The sequence below is a fragment of the Balneola sp. EhC07 genome, from assembly GCF_001650905.1.
Taxonomy (GTDB): domain Bacteria; phylum Bacteroidota; class Rhodothermia; order Balneolales; family Balneolaceae; genus Balneola.
Genome location: NZ_LXYG01000016.1, coordinates 1 through 16,939, shown reverse-complemented (window position 1 = coordinate 16,939; position 16,939 = coordinate 1). Strand labels below are relative to the sequence as shown.

The following is a 16,939-nucleotide window of genomic DNA, read 5'->3' as shown; positions in this document are numbered from 1 at the left end:
TTCGGTGCAAACAATAAATAATTATGTTATTTCCAGAAGAATTATTTTATTATTGCTAATACACATAAAAAGCAATACTTCCTTGCATAGGACTCATTATGAAACTTATACGAATACAAATTTGGGTTATGTCTGGGGTTTTTCTTCTTTTTCCTATGACAGTTTTAGGCCAAACTTCATTCGAGTCAGTCGAATTGGAGGCCAAAAGAGCGATTCGGCAATTGATCCTTAAAGTAAACACCATCGAGAATAATAGTGAGTTAAAAGATGAGCTCCTGTTACTCTCTAGTGCGACTAATAACCTGTTTGAAAAAATAGACTCCGATGATACTATTTCTGAATCTGAAGATGAATTTATAAACTCGCTGGTTCAGGCTAAAAATACTTTGGCAAACCTCCCAGAGTCGTGGCGGAGTAATAACCACGCTATCCTGACTATGCAGTTTATCCGTAAAGACTTCGCTATCAAAGCTACTTCTTCGCCCTTATCAAACGGTTCTATGATCAGGACAAAGGTAAGGGTCTCCGTGATGACCAAAAAAAATGGGGCATTGGTCCCAGGATATGATGCCAAATGTAATTATATGTGGGACGCAAATCTTTTATCTGCTAAAATTGTATTTACCAATCAAACTAATGATGCAGTCAAGAACTTAGCTCCAGGCTACTATATCTTCTGGATTGAAAAAGATGGAGAGATTGTTCAAAAAAGAGAAATGGTTGAAATTGGGAATCTTCAGACGCCCGAGGAAAGTGTCATTTTCAACCTATGAATTTACTTCAGAAAAAGATAGAATCAATACAAGGAATCTGGAAGCAACTCACTCTTTTTGGTACTTGGATTGCCTCAGTTACAGGATCTTTCTTTTTACCTTTGCCTGAATGGGGAGTAGAAGATGAAAATACTTCTCAAATGCACTTTATTTTTTTTATGGCTACGGTCATAGCTGGTTTTATTCTTATCCTCACATTTCGTTTAAGAAATGGAAAAATTTGGTTGTCAATCTCTGTGATTTCTCTTTTGCTACTAATCACTTTTTTTTATTCTTACTCATGGAAAAGAAGCGCGAGCACCCTTCCCTATTACGAGACCACTGTTGTTATTGGCAATGAGTATAAGGTTGGAATTGAAGAAAGAAGGGAGGCCTTAGGTACGGACATAGACGATGAAACGCTACTTAAATTTGTTGCAGGTAAAACTAATATCATCTGGACAAGGGAGAGCATTTCAAGAAATAGGTGGACTCTTATCTCTCTCCTTACTTTATCCTATTGCATTGCTTCTGTTTTCATTATCAGCTTCGTAAATACAATCATTATTTATATTTCCAATGAAGAATAAGGACTCAATAGCGTCACTTTTTTTAGTCCTTTTTTTTACCAGCAATACATATTCTTGGCAAACTTCTGAATTTCTTCATAATGAATTGAATATCATGAATTATGAATGGGGATATAGGATCAAAATGGATGTTAATAGTAGTGGAAATATCTCGTCCTTGCCCGACCAAAAAATTCAGATGGGGCTTGCGGAATTAGATCGATTGACAGGATCACATGATCAAAGAGTTAAATATTATCTATATCGCTTTATACTCGCTCATGAATTTGCTCATCAGGTTCAATACTACAAATACAAAAATGATCAACAGAAGTTGAACGACGACCTGATTACCAGAAAAATTCTTGAAACTCAGGCTGAAATAAATGCTGGATTGCTTTTCTTTATTAGGAGTCCTGAATTATATAATTCTTTTTTCTCACAGCCAGAGCTTGCTGTTGAAGTCTTCCGTGAATTATTCAATGTAGCTTTTAGACTGGGAACAACAGAGAACACCATAGCATCACATCCTTCTAAAAAGGAACGCATGCTTGCAATACGGCTTGGAGTTATGAATGGCTTTAGTTTTTTATTTGACCAACATATGAAATCTAATCCTTTAGCTGCACAACAGATGGGAATAACTCCTCAGAAGTTTAAGAGTATTATGGATGCTCAATTTGAGTTCATTGATATTAAGCAGGGCGATGACATTCTTGAGTGGTCTTACCGTCAGGCACAGAAAATTGTTAATTATGACAGGAAAATTGCCTCAAACTTGGTTTTAACTACACCCCGTGGAACTAGACATTCGTTTGATACAGACCCAATAAATCCATATGCCTTTTATGATCTTACGTATAGTAATATAGGTAAGAGGAAGCTGGATGTTGAAATGGAAGTGTTTATTGCATTAGTGGGTAGAGAAAGCCCTGACTCAGGTGAATCATACCGAAAATTAAATGTAGATCATTATAAGTTTTCTCTTGATCCTGGTGAATCTAAAACTATCGAAGGTATACTGTCCTGGAGCAAAAATGAGCATGTAATGGATGATTTTCTCGGTATTACTCCTTTAGAGATGCCAAGGATAGTGTACCCAAGCTTAATTTCTGAAGAAGCTATTTATTCAGTTCTCTTCAGCGACGGGAACCCATCGACGGTTGAACAAGATAGTATTAAATTTTTAAGTTTTAATGAATCTGATGCCATACAAGAATTCCCTGCGTTTTTTAACTCTATACTTAATGCTTTTCTGTTGAATGATAAGAATGTCATTCAGAGTTTAGGGGAATTAAACCATTACAGAGAAGACACCTATTCATATTTAAGTTCTATTCAGTTTGAGGATGATATTAAAACCAGAATCGTAACCGATATGGAAAAGAATATTATCTCTATTGAAGTAGATTTTCCGGAATATAATAGTCATCAAAGCGTGCATAGAATGTACAGCCAGATTATTGACCTGCTTGAAGATGAGTTATTTGACTACAGAAAGTATGCCACAGATGAGGTTGACGAAGCCTTTGTTGCATACAGTCTGTATTCCTATAATGTTAAACTCGAATACTGGAAAAATAGCCTAACCAACAAATTTGAACTGCTTTTAAGCATAAACAAAAACTAATACTTAGCTATGGTTATTTGCCTAATCTTTCCAGCTAAGCACATCCCTGATTCGATACCCGGCCCACCTCTGAATGGAAACCATGGTAAGATTTCTCTTCTTTACAAAGCAAGCTTCAATCAATTCATATTCCTTGTCGGTTAACTTTCTCATGCCCGCCATAACTTCTCCTATATTTTTTTGAAGGGGTTTTAAAGCATCTCCAACGGGCTCTCTCTGTCTGGTCAATGGTCAAAAAGGAAATGCGGGAGTCCCGTTTTTGGAGCTATACCCCTTTCACAAAAGCTGAATGGAGCCCCTTTTAATCTTTATAATACTACAAGACTCATCAAAGCATTAGATGCTTAAAATGCTCCTCATTATCGGTCAGCGACTTCGTGAAACCAGAAGAATGAAATGGGATCATGTCAAAGACCGGGTATGGATTATCCCGGCTAAAGAAAATAAAGCCAATCGTACGCATTATGTTCCGCTGTCTTCTTTTGCATTATCGATTCTTGAACGAATGAAAAGTATTAATGGAGAAAGTGATTTTGTGTTTGAATCGACGGCTAAGAAGGGGAGACCTATTAATTGGCTTCAGCATGCCGCTAAAAGAGTTCGGGAATCATCAGAAGTATCCGACTTCCGCATTCATGATTTACGCCGAACCGCAGCAAGTTTTATGGCAAAGGATGGAGTCAATAGAACTGTATTAGGAAAAATTCTAAATCATAAAGGTCTCGCCGGAGATAGTAAAATCACATCCATTTACGACCGGCATGATTATCTGGTTGAGAAGAAGAACGCTTTGGAGAATTGGGGGTATCTATTGTATACCATTTTAGGAGAAAAACAACCTGCAAAAGCCAAGATATATAGAATTGGACAACTTAAATGATCACCCAACCACATTAACCAGCTCAAAAATAGGCAGGTAAAGTGCCACAATTATTGCACCTAATATCAGTCCTATAAATACAATTAGTACCGGCTCAATAACTGAGGTTAATCCTTCAACCATAATATCCACTTCTTCTTCAAACAGATCCGCGACTTGATTGAGCATTTCATCCAGGCTTGCTGTTTCTTCTCCTACACTGATCATCTGGGTTACAATGATTGGAAATATGACACTATTTTCCAGTGATTTGTTTAGGCTCTTTCCTTTCGTGATTGCCTTGGACATTAGTTGTACTTCGGAGGTAAGTATAGAATTGGTAGAAGAATTCTTAAGAACTCTCATCGATTCTGAAAGTGTTACTCCACTTTGGAGGAGAGTAGCCAAAGTTTTGGTGAACTGACCTACTAAGCTTTTTTTATAGAGTTCTCCGAAATAAGGGATACCGAGTTTAGCACGATCAATCAGATTTGCACCTTTGGGTGTTTTTGAAAAATAGCTGAATCCAAACATTAAAAGTATCAATACTCCTGATATCAAAAGAATATTTCCGGTCAAGAATTCGCTAATTGATAAAATGATCTTGGTCGGACCGGGGAGCTCTGCATTGAAATCCTGGTACATATCTACAAAAGTCGGAACAACAAATACGAGCAGAAATGTCACCGCTGAAACGGCTACTCCTACAATGATCGATGGATATACAAGCGCCATGCGAACTCGTTGCTTTAATTTGTGGGCTTTTTCCTGATAAGCAGATAAACGAAGCAGGATATCATCAAGAACTCCCGAAACTTCTCCTACCTCAGCAAGTTGAATATAAACGGTATCAAAGATCGTAGGGTGTTTTGAAAAAGCTTTCGATAAACTCTGACCTTTCTTTACCTGCTTCCGAACATCCTCTACAATGGTCTTGAACTTTGAATGAGAGATCTGTTTGATGGTTGTATCCAGCGCCTTTACCAGTGGCAGTTTCGCCTTGAGCATTACCGCAAGATTACGAGTGAACTCGATCACTTCTTTGTCGGGTACGTCCTTCAAAAAGGGGAGTGAAAATTCTGTAGTAAGTCCACTTTTCTTATTCTTTTTTGAAGCCTTTTGTAAAGACGGTGGTAGCTTTGCCAATTTTCAACCCTCCGTATTTGATAACATTGAGTTTGTAGAATTCCACAAGTTTGGCTTGCGTAAAAACAATGAAGATCTGAGAATTGTTTTTCTGTCATCTTGTACTTGAACTAGTTCCCATTCCACAATGTTTTTAAGTTCATCTATAGTAAAGTTCTGAAGAAATAAACTATCAACTCCATCTGATTTTAATTCCGAATTGTTTAGCAAAAGCTTTCCGCTTGTTAATGTATATATATTCTCTTCATCGTTCCTAAAACCAATGACAATGCTAGTGTCAGTAAGTACTACATCATCCCCATACCTTAAATCATTATATAACTTTGTTTGAGCAATATGCACACTGTTATAAAACTTCAGATTTGATTCCCCTCTTAAAAACTGCTGGTTAACGAAAATAAAAATGGAAGAAACCAAAGCTAATACAATGGTGGAGATAGTAAGAGCGATAAGCACCTCTACCACGGTAAATCCATCTTCTTTGTGTTTTAATCTCGGTACCATATCCTTGCTGTTTGTAAACTGATAAGTGGCAATGATAAGGTATCACTTTTAAATACTTCTACTTTAATGGTATATAGGTTTGATGAACTATCCACTTTAGTTTTAACCAACCATTTTTCATCAATCTCAATAAGACCAGATCTGCTATCCTGATATGCTATTACATATTCTATTTGGTTTTTCGCATAATTGAAACTTTCAATCTTATCTTTAGCAATAGTATTACTTCCAACATATATAAGAGCCATTGCCGCCGGTACTAACACTGCTAGTAAAATAGCCATTGCTATGAGTGATTCCACCAAACTATAACCATGTTCATTCTGAATATTCATAACTCCTCCACTAACCAGTTCAGAATCGCATATCTGGTAGTATCAGAAAAACCGATTGGTACTATATAGTTTTCCGGACGAGCCTCAACGTCAATACTTACATCTTTAAGCCAGTTTATGTAGGTGGTGGGCGATTCGTAAAAATAAAGCTGATTAGTTGCTAAAGTCCCCTGAATCTTACCTTTTAGTTCTGTTTGACTTAAGGTATATACACCGCCTTTGACAATCGCACCTTCTTCAATCTTTACTCTGAATAGATCTCTTGTGAAAGAACTGTTTTCAATCGGATATAATAAAGTGCCATCTACTTTTGCCTGATCTGATATAAGAATTACTTCAGGCTCATTTCCGTCAAAGTACTCTGATGAAGTATATATTACACTGGGATATTGCAAGTAGGTGTTATCTTTTACTGTGATACGTCCGGAGGAAAGAAATTGGCCTTTTGCAACAGAATTCCCTCCAATTTCAACCAAATTTTCAGCGTAGGTGATAAAGTCAGAACCCTCTATTTTACCCGAAACTAATACAGAATCGTTTGATATTATTTTAGAAAATTCTCCTACCTTTAACTCTCCGTTAACTATAAGATTTCCATCAATTAAAAGAGTTCTATTTGCTGGAATACTAAGTTTTTCGTTCGCTTCAACAGTTAAGTTTTTATCAAAAAAAACTGAGTCTCCGGTTGATGTCCAGCTAAAAAGATCTTTTTTTCTGCTAAACACTTTTATGGAGGGCTGGTTTCTTTTCTGCAACAACTCGTCCATATCTTTAATAAACTCTTCAAATAGTCGTGTATCGAATTCCGGAAAGTTGAAATCCTTTCCAATTTCAAAGCTTTTCCCCTCTATCTTTCCACTAAAGGGAAATCCTTTAAAACTACTTTTCTGTATCCCTCCTTTACCTGAAACGATATCTCCTTTAATAGTAGTTGAGCCTGTTACATTTAAAGCTGAGGTTGTATCTCCAATTACCAGTGCATTATTAAAAACTTTAGTAGCTTTTTCCCCTACAATCACATTCAGATTTAGTTTTTTTGCTCCATAGCTGGTTTTGGAATGGATATTATATATTCCTCCAAAGGGTTCTAAAGTAAGCTCTACTCTACTATTACCTTGGGTATATATGGTGGTATCAATTTTTGTAATCTTCCGATTTGCCACATTGTCCAGTAAACGAAAAACTCCTTCTTCAGCGGTATATAAAGCTTTGGTCTTGTTAATATCTCTTTGAATAAAGGATGTCTGAACATAAACTGTACCAAGAATGCCTAATATTAATACAGAAATGATAACAGTAATAATGAGAACCGTTATCAAAGCTGAACCTTCCTCTTCATCTGCAATATTAATAATTAGCTGCACAGTGGATTTCTACTTTAAAAAGATGTTAATTAGAATTATGCCGTTAATTATAAACAACCTGCTCTGAATTATGAAATCATTACTTATTTTTCTGGGAATTTCTTTTCTCTCACTTTCTGTTTTTGCTCAAACTAACACCTTTCCCACCTCGGGTAATGTTGGGATAGGGACCACTTCTCCTCAAACTAAACTCGAAGTAAATGGCCTTATTACAGGTGGTTTTGGAGCGCGTACAACTAGTGGCACACTAGATTGGAACCATATTACAAATTCCAGACCCGGTAGTGGGCATACATTACTTCGCGGAAATACCGCGTTAAATGCTCCAAGTACAACAGCCATGTTTTTTCATCCTTTCAATTTTGAATATGGAAGCAGTAAAGATGGAAATGGTAATATTACACAATTAGCCATTCCTTATGGATATGAAGGCTCCATTAATGAAGGGATTTATATGAGAGGAAGCTATTCGGGAAGTTGGTCCAATTGGGTAAAGATCTTGAGTGAAGACCTCAATGGCAATGTTGGTATAGGAACCATTAGCCCCGACGAAAAACTAACGGTAAAGGGCAAAATTCATTCCGAAGAAGTGATTGTGGATTTGAATGTCCCCGGCCCGGATTATGTGTTCGAGGAAGAATACGACCTTACTTCTCTTAAAGAACTGGAAGCTTACATTAAAGCCAACAAACACTTGCCGGAAGTCCCTAGTGCAGCAGAACTAGAAGCTCATGGTATTGTCTTAGGTGAAATGAATATGATACTCTTGAAAAAGATAGAAGAACTCACACTTCATATGATTGACATTCAGAAGCAAGTAGATGTATTAAAAAAAGAAAATGAGCGTTTGAAAACCGAGAAAAAGCAATAACAAAGATCTTGTTACAGATCAGACTTACAGTTTATAAACTGTAATGCAAGTCGCAGACTTGCCGTTTGCTTTAACCAGTTAGTTCTTTTGGCAAGTTCATTCCTGCTCTGAAGTCTCCGCTATTCGCTCAAGACTTCAGAGATCTTTGGGGTATTCCAAACTGTCAATAATTACTTGCTTTTACATTGGTCTGGTGAATACATCTATCCAATCCACTACTCCAAAGGTGATAAAATGAGCTTGTTGGTGGTTATGGATTTTGAACGGCATAAACAAGTTTAATAGTTCTATGTCTTAATGCAAGTTGCAAACTTGCTTAACTCTCAGTTTTAAGTCTCCGCATTCGCTCAAGACTTAAAACATCTTGGGGTTTCCCTCGATCAGTTGGCTTCCGGCTCGATAGCTGAACAAGCTGCCGGACAACTTACCGACCAGCAGCTGCTTAAACTTTTCTCCGCCATTCAGGAACTTCCCGAAGAAGACAAGCAGACCGTGAAGAGTCTCATTGATGCCTTCATCGCCAAACGTAAACTTCAGGAACTGGCTTCTTCTTAACACAAAAAAAGCATCCCGATTGCTCAGGATGCTCTTTGTTTATTTAGAAGTAATATCTATATAAAAACCGAACATCAGATTCATCTATTATTTCTCGATATTTAATTTTGTCAATCTTTTTTAAAATAATATTCATGTTCGTTGGATTATTACTGTCAAAGATTTCTCCTAAATGATATATAACCCATTGGTCTCCTTCGGTAGTGACACCAAAGGAATCATTAAAAGCTACAAAATTAACTTTCTTATTTAATTCGCCATTTTCTAATTCGCCGTTAACTAAGTATGTAATATCATCATCAAATCCACTAAGTACCAATATTGCAAGTTCTTCATTCGTTGATGGATGTATTATTTTCTTTATTTCTTTATTTGAGTCACATCCACTTAAGAAGAGACCAATAAAAGCAATAGTAAAAAATATTTTCTTCATCACTAAAATCCCTTCTTCAGTTTATAGCCGATTTGCTGATATTGTGAAGATTTTGGTCTTTCCCCATAGTTAGGTGCTCCAGGATTAAAAAGGAAATTCTTTATCATACTCATATTTATTTTATTCCCAGATAATTGATAAGCTCCAAAACCTTTCATAGTTGCATTAAATGGTAAACCATTGTGTGCAGCTACAAAACCTGCAAGCATATTCCCAGCTTGTCGAGAAGTGACATATTTACCAAATAGCATAGTAGCTTTTCCAGGATCTTGACCATGTTTAATGTCATAGGCTCCAGTATTACCTGCTTTCGACATGTATTCGGCAACTGCGAAAAGAGGTCCCATCCCCGGATCGTTAAATTGATCGGTAGATAAAATATGTTTATAAAAAGCCGTCATGAATAATTCTGTTGCTTCATTTGAGCCAAACATTACAATATCACCCTCTTCAAGAGCGTCTATTGTATAAGTCTCTCCCCGTTTTGTTCCATTACAAGCAGTATCTCCATTAGCTTGGCAAGCTTGTGTATGCTTTTTGATTTCTTCTGAGCTTTGATTATGACTATATATACTTGTATCCCCATCATCATATACAGCAACCACGTTCCCCGCACTATCGGTATGAGTAGAAAACATCCCTGTAGGATCAATCATATTTAACGGGTTGTTATGGGTATAATGGTATGGAGTCCACCCAGCAAACAAATCGGATAGCGGATCTATTTGCATAAACCTGCCCAGCACCGGATCGTAGCCTCTTGCGTTGGCGTGGTAAATATCTATGCCCGCTTCGTCATCGTGCTCGTAGCCGGTAAACTTATAGGCATCGTTAGGGTTGGCGGAGTTACTCGACCTTCCAGGCATGACCAGTCCAAACGGGTAATAGTCAAAACTGTCTTCATGACTGCCATTGTCTTTTACAACAGCACGGGTGCTCCCCAAGTGATCTTTAAGATAGTACCAACTAAAAGCTTGGGTTGTACTTGTTAAAGACCCACTTACATATATCCCATAATCGTAATCAATAAATTGATCAGTACTTTTTACTTTTAGCCAGTATCGTCCCTCGCTTACACTTCGGCTGCCTGTTACCGGCATGGTGCCTGTGTGGGTTTGTACTAACCCTGAGGCATTATGCAACTCTACTGTAAATTCCCGACTTGTATGAATAACATCCTGCAAGTCTATAGAATAGGTCATTGTTCCATCTCCAAGTACATCTATATAATACCAATCTTCATCGTTCCAGTCATCAAGATTTCCCGAGGTCCATCCGCTTCTTATCCGACCGTCCGCGGTGGTCTTAGTGTCATTGGTTTCGCTTTCAGAGTAAATAGCTCCACCGGTATTGAATAATCCGGTTAAGGTTACCTCGCCCCAACGTCCTTCAATACCTTGCCCTATAATATTAAAATCCACTTCATCTTGCTCGTTTAAGATAGCTAATGTCTGATCACCATCACGCAAATAGTAGTTCCATGTATTCCCTGATGAAGTTTTAAACTCTTTAATAATACGGTGCCCCATTCCATTATAATTGGCAACAAGTTTGTTATTAGCCGCCGTGGTTATCTGCACAGGCAAGTTAAATTCGTTGTACACTAACTCATTAAACTTTCCGGTTTGGCTGGTCATATTTCCGTTCCTGTCATACCCGAAGGTTGCGGTTTCTGCATCCCAACTTTCCGTGGTTACTGCCTCTCCATCCGTTACTTTATGTAAGCGGTTAGTTACCTCACCTTGCCCATTTGTATAAGAATATGAGAGATTATCCAGAAGAGCTCCTGTTTCATCATAGCGTTTCAATTTAAAAATATTCCCCTGAAGATCGTATTGCAGGCTATCCAATTTAAAGGCGTTGGTAGTGTCCCAACTACTGTTGTAGTTGCTGTAAACGGCATTTTCCAGCCTGTTTAAATTATCATAGCTATGGGTGTATTTATAGCGTTGGTGTGCACTACCCATAGAGGTGAGGGGGTTTTTAAATTCAGCTACTTTTATGTTACCGTTTTTTAAGTATTCATATTCTGCTGCAAACGGGTAACTTCCACTACCCGGATCGTTGATCTGAGTTAACCTGCTTTGAATATCGTAGGTGTAATCAACAATGGTGTTGCCTTTATATTCTTTCCCTTCTATCTGGCCATCAGCAGTGTAAGTATAACTTATTTCAGGTTCTGATGGTTGTGTTCCATCATCAGACAGATATACTTCCGTAAGCTGACCCAAATTATTGTAGCTGTAATGATGGTATAGGGTCTGTCCTCCAAATTCAACTTTCCGCTCGATAAGTTCTCCTAAGCGATTATATGTATAGCTGATGGTAGCATCCCAATCGCGTTGATCTCCAACTAATATTTTTTTGGTAGCCAGACGCCCTTCATTGTCATAACTGTATAAGTTCAACAACCAAGGATTATTTCCGGTTGCTGTACTAACTCCCACTGAGTCTGACCCAATTAAGTTGGTATCAATATAAACATTCAGGTTTGAGCCCGATTCAGCTGTTACATTGTTTTTAAGAATCACTGCCTTTCCGGCCTTTAAAGTTACATTGCTCCCGGCGTTTATATCTGAGGTGCTCAGCGTTAACGTATCTGCTGCCTGATAAGTAGCTGCGTTGTTAATACCTAACCCGGAAGTATCTACATTAGCTTCCAGAGGATCATTTCCAAACTTATACATATCTGCAACTAGTTTACCCTCAGTTTTTTCGGGATTGAAGTTTCCAATCTGGCTTGCAAATTCACTCCAGGGATAAGCACTTGTAGACGGTACTTCATCGTATGCATTAACTCCTTTAACATAGTCATCACTGTTTTCAAAAGATTGAGTAATATAGCCATTTAACACGGTTACATCTCCGGAATAATCTGCTATACCATTTTCTATCGCCCTTCCAAGTTTATCATACTGAACATATGTCACTTCTTTAGCATCTTCTTGATTTTGTGTTTGACTGAAACGCAATTGTCCCGCTTTATTGTATACATAGTTTACGGTATCAAAGTCCATTCCTATTTTATTGATCATATTACCCCTTTTGTCGTGACTGTAGGTAGTTACCCAGTCATCAGCATTACTTCCGGTTGGCGGATCAAAATAATTGGGATGCCGCACTTCTATTAGTTGATCTAATTCATTATAAATATTCTCAGTAATAACATTAATCCCACCAGGGTCTCCCACTGATCGTACCATTCTACCCCAACCGTCGATATAGGTTTTTACTTTTTTTCCTAGTTGGTCAGCTAATTCAGTATAAGATAAGTATAGAGTGTCTGTACCCTCTATGATAGCTTCAACTCCGTATGTTTGGTTTGTAGCTCCGAAGCTACTTTCTCCACCCATAGGAATGGTTTTGTCCGTGCGAGAGAGTGGGTTTTCTTCATATACCGATTCAGCGAAGGCATAATCGTTGTTGTTGTTTTTAGATTTAGCCTGTGCAGGAGCATCATTTACGTAGGTTAATCCCGTTCCGGTTTTGTAGAAAGGTTTGTAGGCTTTCCAAGGTCTGCCTACTTCATCGTATTCAGTGGCGGTCACTACTACCTTTCCATCGGCCAGAGTTACGTTTTGTATATCTCTCCCCAATCCGTCTACATAAGCACGGGATGTTCGTGTAATAGCTCCATCATAGCTGTCTACTTCAATCCAATTTGGGTTAGTTGCACTAAAATTGGTTCCTGTATAAGTGTAGATATATTCGTTAATAACTTGACTGGAATCGTTTTTAATCTCTTGTAAACGATGCAGGTCGTCGTAGACAAAACTGCTTGTTATATCTGAGGGATCCTGCATGCTGGTTACCCGCCCGTAGTCATCGTATGAGGCTTGTGTGCACAAAGCGTCATTACCGCACACCCCACTGCTTGCGCTGGTCAGAAGCTGCTTCATCCCCGTCAGGTATATGCCGTTGGTTCCATATTGTCCGCTGTATGAAAATGGCGAGCCGTTGCTTCCAAAGTAGTATTTGGTAATGGCTCCAAGCGCATCTTTCACTTCAAGAGGATTACCGTAGTCGTCATAATCCAGAACCTCACTTACTATTACGGCGTTGGTGCTGTCTGGTGAGGTCGTAGTGCTGTCTGTCCATTGCCAGCTTTTTACAGGTTGCCAACGATTTTCTGTAACAGAGTTTTTAGCCCATTCTGTCCAATGCTTAGCCAATACTGATCCATCTGCTTTTGTTAATGACACTGCATACGGTTGAGAAAGCATATTTACCGAGGACGTCCCCATGGCTATCTGATGGGTTTCGTGAGCGTACTCTAATTTGGTAAGCACGGTATCTTTGCTGGAATTAGTTTTGATTATGGTGGTTAACTGGTAGTCATTATTCCCACTAACATCTTCGTAGGTGAAGCTTTCACCACTTTCCACATAATTTCCCGATCCTTCATAAATTTTGGTTTTAGAAGAGGTTTGAACATTATATCGCCCATAGTATTTGTACTTCCTTTTATCTTCGAATGTATAAGCCGGACACTCAGACAACCCTCCACAAAAGATTTCATCTACTTGTATTTCTACTCCCCAAATTTCATCCGTAAAATCACTTGAGGCGTAGTCAAAATTGTAGGTGTTAATTTGTTCTGTAATAAGAGAATCTCCTGAATTAAATTCTTTACGATTGAGGACTTTCCCTCGCCTCCATGAAAAATCATGTCTTCCATTATTGGCTGATGAAACAGTGAGATCAATATTGCTGTATCCATCGGTGTTTGCACTAGAGCTAATGTACTCCTGCACCTCACTATAAACCACAACCGGTCCCGAAGCAGTGTGTGCGTTTGTATTACGAATGTAAGTCTCGCAGTTGGAGTCATAACCAGGCTCACCTTGCTGTACTTTATGGTATGGTACATGGTTGCCTTGAATTGGATGGCCACTGGATATCGAAGAATTAAGAGAGGAACGATACTTGTATTCTTTAACAATATTATTTGCAGAACTTATCCCATCATGAAGCGTGATCTTTTTTACGCGAATCCCTCCAACTTTCTTAATATTAGAAGCAAAGTTGTGTTCGTTTGGCTCGTATTCATATGAGGAGTATCCTCCGGTAGGATATGTCATTTTCTTAAGAGTACCGGCTCGGGAGTACACGGCATTTGAAGAGCCATCAGGCTCGCGATCAATTCCTGTAAAATTGTATCCGTCTACGCTTACTTCCGGAATAAGTGATGCCGCAGTTCCGTTATTTGCTCCGTTATAGTATCCCCAGTAATCCACATCATAAGAAGTTCTGGCCGGTAGCACACTAGAGCCCGTATTATAATACTCAAAGGTATAAGGAGGGTTTTGTTTACCATTAATTCCCTTAATAACCACCTCCTCTAAAGCTTGCCGACCGCCCAGCATACCATTCAAGTACGATAATACAATAGTCTTTTTAACCAACCCTTGCTTGTTCTTTACTACTATGGAATCCAGTCTGATATTATTTATATGAGAATTGGATTCATTTACCTTAAAGTCGATGGTTTCGGTTGCGGTTGTAATCTGATCTACCCGCTTAGTCCACACCTTGTTTCGGTTTCGCACCTTATGCTTTGTGGTCACATTCGAAACACTGCAATTAAAATTGTAACCCGGGTTTACTGTAGTCCAGGTCTCTGACAGGATGTTATCTATATCTATATTATCCTGATTCTCGTTGTAGGTAATGGTTACCGGAGTATTACGATCTGGATAAACCACAGAAGTTAGATACCAGGAAGAAGTGTAGTTTACAGAGCTATTTACTCCTCCAAAAGCGTTGTCAGAAGGATAAGTAGAGATGAACGAGCGCTCCGTTTCGGAAAACACGTATTTGGTTCCGTTTTCTGAAATTATAGTAAAGGAATCAATCTCTTCTGAGGTTGAGTTCTCCTGAAATGTAATTTTAATATTGCTGTGGGGTAGCTTAATAATGCTTGGAACTGTGGAACCATCACCCGTATCATCAAAAACAAAAGTCCCGCTAATTCCCGGAGCATTTATGGTGAACAAATCTGGTTCAGAGTCCAAAATACCACTCGCTACATCATACTGAAAATCTTCCTTAGCAGTTCCGCTAGTTGTTCCATTGGCATAAAGCCGAGTCTGATTCCCTTCATGGTAAAATCCATTGGGCACATCATCGGGGAGTCCATACACCGTACGTGTAATTACTCCTCCTGCATTCAGCGACCAACCCAGACCTACCCAACCGGGTAACTCTTGCACACGAATTCCGGAAGCATTGTACTGCAACGTTAGCGGAATACCCCCTCCATGCAACGGTACAGAAATACTAGGAGCTCCTGTGGAATAGGCCATCGGTATTTCGGTGAATTTTGCAATTGATGCTGCTGTAGGTGAAGAAAATCCGGTATTAAATGATGTTGCTTGCATTCGGTCACCATTTGCCCCACCCTGACTATAGGCATCTGTTGTTAAGAATAATGCAAGTACGATAGCGTAAAAATATATAGTTGGTATTTTCATGTTAATTATCATTTTTCTTTTCTAGATGCTCAATTAAAAGTTGATTTGCTTCAAGCAACTTGTCAATTACATTTTGCTGTTTCTTATTTACCTGATCTTGCATAATCACATATAAGGTTAACTCTTCAATCTTCCTCAAAAGTAATTTTTGCGTCTCCCCAACTTGCTGCCCATTTTTCTCTACTTCTTCTGCAGTTGGGATTCCGGGCAAGTGCTTATTGGCTTCAATGTAGGCTTCAAGCTCTTCTAAACTTGGCAATGTATAGGCATCTTCAAATACATAATCCGGCCAGCCCGTAGCCTCTACGATTACTTCTTTAGATCGAACAGTGCCATTTACTTCCAGAGTATGGCTTGGGTCTTCTGTACCAATACCCAACTTACCATCAATATAAACAGGGCTGAGAATGGCTGTTTTCTTTATATTTTGAGTTGGAGAATAATCGATAATATTATTAACTGAGTCAGAAGGAAGCACAAATAAATCTGCATTATGTATTACTCCATCAAAATATCCCGAGCTAAGAATTGTGCTAGTAGAACCCGGATCTATTTTTACTGCAACATAATTGTTTCCGTTATAATCTAAGGTAACACTCGATAATTTATATCCGCTATTTTTTCCTGAAATTGACGAATACTGAATATTAACATCATGATTTGATCCCGTTCCCCTTCCGGCTTCAATTATCATATGTAAAGATGCCGGATTACTTGACCCGGTGCTCCGAACTCCTAAGAATCTTCCTACCACTCTTGTCACTGTATCTGAGGATTTATATAATATTAAATAGTGTGTCCTTTCATTATTAACAAAACCTGAAACTCTTTTTCTTATATAATCATCGAAACCATATCCGGAATATTTAATGGTTCCTGAAACGTCCAATTCTGCCTCAGGGTTAGTGGTGCCAATCCCAACTTTTCCGGAATTATAATAAATATCGCTACCTGAGGTGTTCCACTGAGCTTTAGAAATAGTAGCGAGGCTTAGAAAAAGCATCAATAGAAATACGTTCTTCATTTTAGTTCCCTTGTTTATTTTCGAGTTTTTCAATTCGTTGAATAAGCAAATTAATTATCTCCTGTTGCTTGTCTTTTGCTTTTTCCTGCTCTATTGCATAAAGAGTTAGTTCTTCAATTTTCTTAAGTAGTAGCATATTCATCTCTCCCAGAGTAATCCCGTTTGCTTCCATTTCCTTAGCAGAAGGAATTTCAGGCAAGTGTTTGTTGGCTTTAATGTAGGCTTCCAGATCTTTAAGAGTAGTGAGGTCATAATCTTCTTCAAATACATAATCCGGACCAGGCACGTTTAAATCTACAATCACTTCCTCGGAATGGATTTTACCCTTTACCGTTAGTTTTTGATCTGGATTGCTAGTGCCGATGCCTACGTTCCCGTTTCCTTCAAATCTTGCAACCTCAATATCACTTCCACTTGTTTGTTC

14 protein-coding genes and 1 pseudogene are annotated in these 16,939 nt (G+C 38.4%); 6 read left to right on the top strand and 9 right to left on the bottom strand.

The genetic code is table 11. The annotated features are described in order from the left end of the window. Positions 1–98 precede the first annotated feature (98 nt). Genes A8B79_RS07555 through A8B79_RS07545 form a run of 3 tightly spaced genes read left to right on the top strand, consistent with a single transcriptional unit; the run spans position 99 to position 2,951 of the window. Entirely contained in the window at positions 99–773 is a 675-nt protein-coding gene (locus A8B79_RS07555) for a hypothetical protein (RefSeq protein ID WP_066220432.1), read from the top strand. Further along, positions 770–1,342: a hypothetical protein gene (locus tag A8B79_RS07550; protein ID WP_066220429.1), complete on the top strand. Its 573-nt coding sequence runs from the start codon at positions 770–772 to the stop codon at positions 1,340–1,342. Before A8B79_RS07555 ends, A8B79_RS07550 begins: the two co-directional genes overlap by 4 nt. Beyond that, positions 1,332–2,951 (top strand): hypothetical protein, encoded by a 1,620-nt coding sequence (locus A8B79_RS07545; RefSeq protein WP_066220426.1) that lies wholly within the window; start codon positions 1,332–1,334, stop codon positions 2,949–2,951. The genes A8B79_RS07550 and A8B79_RS07545 overlap by 11 nt, the downstream gene beginning before the upstream one ends. 21 nt (positions 2,952–2,972) lie before the next feature. On the opposite strand, the gene A8B79_RS07540 is transcribed toward A8B79_RS07545, so the two are convergent. After that, a complete protein-coding gene (locus tag A8B79_RS07540; protein ID WP_066220424.1) occupies positions 2,973–3,179 on the bottom strand; it encodes a hypothetical protein in 207 nt (68 codons plus the stop codon). Positions 3,180–3,291: 112 nt separating this feature from the next. Here A8B79_RS07540 and A8B79_RS07535 point away from each other — a divergent pair, with 112 nt between their 5' ends. Beyond that, positions 3,292–3,831 carry a site-specific integrase gene (locus A8B79_RS07535; RefSeq protein WP_066220421.1) on the top strand — a complete coding sequence of 180 codons (540 nt, stop codon included), beginning with the start codon at positions 3,292–3,294 and terminating at the stop codon, positions 3,829–3,831. Here the strand turns inward: A8B79_RS07535 and A8B79_RS07530 are convergent, their stop codons facing one another. From A8B79_RS07530 to A8B79_RS07515, 4 genes are read right to left on the bottom strand one after another with little or no spacing between them, the layout of a single operon-like run. Continuing rightward, a complete protein-coding gene (locus A8B79_RS07530) occupies positions 3,832–4,956 on the bottom strand; it encodes a type II secretion system F family protein (RefSeq protein WP_066220418.1) in 1,125 nt (374 codons plus the stop codon). Between the two features lie 3 nt (positions 4,957–4,959). Beyond that, on the bottom strand, positions 4,960–5,460 hold the full coding sequence (locus tag A8B79_RS07525) for a prepilin-type N-terminal cleavage/methylation domain-containing protein (protein WP_066220415.1): 501 nt from the start codon (positions 5,458–5,460) through the stop codon (positions 4,960–4,962). Next, on the bottom strand, positions 5,445–5,795 hold the full coding sequence (locus A8B79_RS07520; protein ID WP_066220412.1) for a type IV pilus modification PilV family protein: 351 nt from the start codon (positions 5,793–5,795) through the stop codon (positions 5,445–5,447). Before A8B79_RS07520 ends, A8B79_RS07525 begins: the two co-directional genes overlap by 16 nt. Further along, positions 5,792–7,159: a polymer-forming cytoskeletal protein gene (locus tag A8B79_RS07515; RefSeq protein WP_066220409.1), complete on the bottom strand. Its 1,368-nt coding sequence runs from the start codon at positions 7,157–7,159 to the stop codon at positions 5,792–5,794. Before A8B79_RS07515 ends, A8B79_RS07520 begins: the two co-directional genes overlap by 4 nt. 70 nt (positions 7,160–7,229) lie before the next feature. Here A8B79_RS07515 and A8B79_RS07510 point away from each other — a divergent pair, with 70 nt between their 5' ends. Both A8B79_RS07510 and A8B79_RS16155 read left to right on the top strand, forming a co-directional pair. Then, positions 7,230–8,030 (top strand): pyocin knob domain-containing protein, encoded by an 801-nt coding sequence (locus tag A8B79_RS07510; protein WP_066220406.1) that lies wholly within the window; start codon positions 7,230–7,232, stop codon positions 8,028–8,030. Positions 8,031–8,414: 384 nt separating this feature from the next. After that, positions 8,415–8,585: a hypothetical protein gene (locus A8B79_RS16155; protein ID WP_161485152.1), complete on the top strand. Its 171-nt coding sequence runs from the start codon at positions 8,415–8,417 to the stop codon at positions 8,583–8,585. Positions 8,586–8,628: 43 nt separating this feature from the next. Here A8B79_RS16155 and A8B79_RS07505 read toward each other — a convergent pair whose 3' ends face one another. From A8B79_RS07505 to A8B79_RS16150, 4 genes and pseudogenes are all read right to left on the bottom strand, one after another. Beyond that, a complete protein-coding gene (locus A8B79_RS07505; RefSeq protein ID WP_066220403.1) occupies positions 8,629–9,018 on the bottom strand; it encodes a hypothetical protein in 390 nt (129 codons plus the stop codon). Between the two features lie 2 nt (positions 9,019–9,020). Beyond that, complete coding sequence (locus A8B79_RS07500; RefSeq protein ID WP_161485151.1) at positions 9,021–15,491, bottom strand: RHS repeat-associated core domain-containing protein; 6,471 nt, start codon at positions 15,489–15,491, stop codon at positions 9,021–9,023. A gap of 1 nt (position 15,492) precedes the next feature. Continuing rightward, positions 15,493–16,515, bottom strand: a complete 1,023-nt coding sequence (locus tag A8B79_RS07495; protein WP_066220396.1) for a hypothetical protein — start codon at positions 16,513–16,515, stop codon at positions 15,493–15,495. Between the two features lies 1 nt (position 16,516). Then, positions 16,517–16,939 (bottom strand): annotated as a pseudogene (locus tag A8B79_RS16150) (tail fiber protein); the annotation flags it as partial.

What these genes read in the sequence shown, in the direction of transcription:
- A8B79_RS07505 (WP_066220403.1), bottom strand. Translation starts at nt 9,018, where the DNA reads ATGAAGAAAATATTTTTTACTATTGCTTTTATTGGTCTCTTCTTAAGT.
- A8B79_RS07525 (WP_066220415.1), bottom strand. Translation starts at nt 5,460, where the DNA reads ATGGTACCGAGATTAAAACACAAAGAAGATGGATTTACCGTGGTAGAG.
- A8B79_RS07495 (WP_066220396.1), bottom strand. Translation starts at nt 16,515, where the DNA reads ATGAAGAACGTATTTCTATTGATGCTTTTTCTAAGCCTCGCTACTATT.
- A8B79_RS07545 (WP_066220426.1), top strand. Translation starts at nt 1,332, where the DNA reads ATGAAGAATAAGGACTCAATAGCGTCACTTTTTTTAGTCCTTTTTTTT.
- A8B79_RS07555 (WP_066220432.1), top strand. Translation starts at nt 99, where the DNA reads ATGAAACTTATACGAATACAAATTTGGGTTATGTCTGGGGTTTTTCTT.
- A8B79_RS07520 (WP_066220412.1), bottom strand. Translation starts at nt 5,795, where the DNA reads ATGAATATTCAGAATGAACATGGTTATAGTTTGGTGGAATCACTCATA.
- A8B79_RS07500 (WP_161485151.1), bottom strand. Translation starts at nt 15,491, where the DNA reads ATGAAAATACCAACTATATATTTTTACGCTATCGTACTTGCATTATTC.
- A8B79_RS07535 (WP_066220421.1), top strand. Translation starts at nt 3,292, where the DNA reads ATGCTTAAAATGCTCCTCATTATCGGTCAGCGACTTCGTGAAACCAGA.
- A8B79_RS07510 (WP_066220406.1), top strand. Translation starts at nt 7,230, where the DNA reads ATGAAATCATTACTTATTTTTCTGGGAATTTCTTTTCTCTCACTTTCT.
- A8B79_RS07550 (WP_066220429.1), top strand. Translation starts at nt 770, where the DNA reads ATGAATTTACTTCAGAAAAAGATAGAATCAATACAAGGAATCTGGAAG.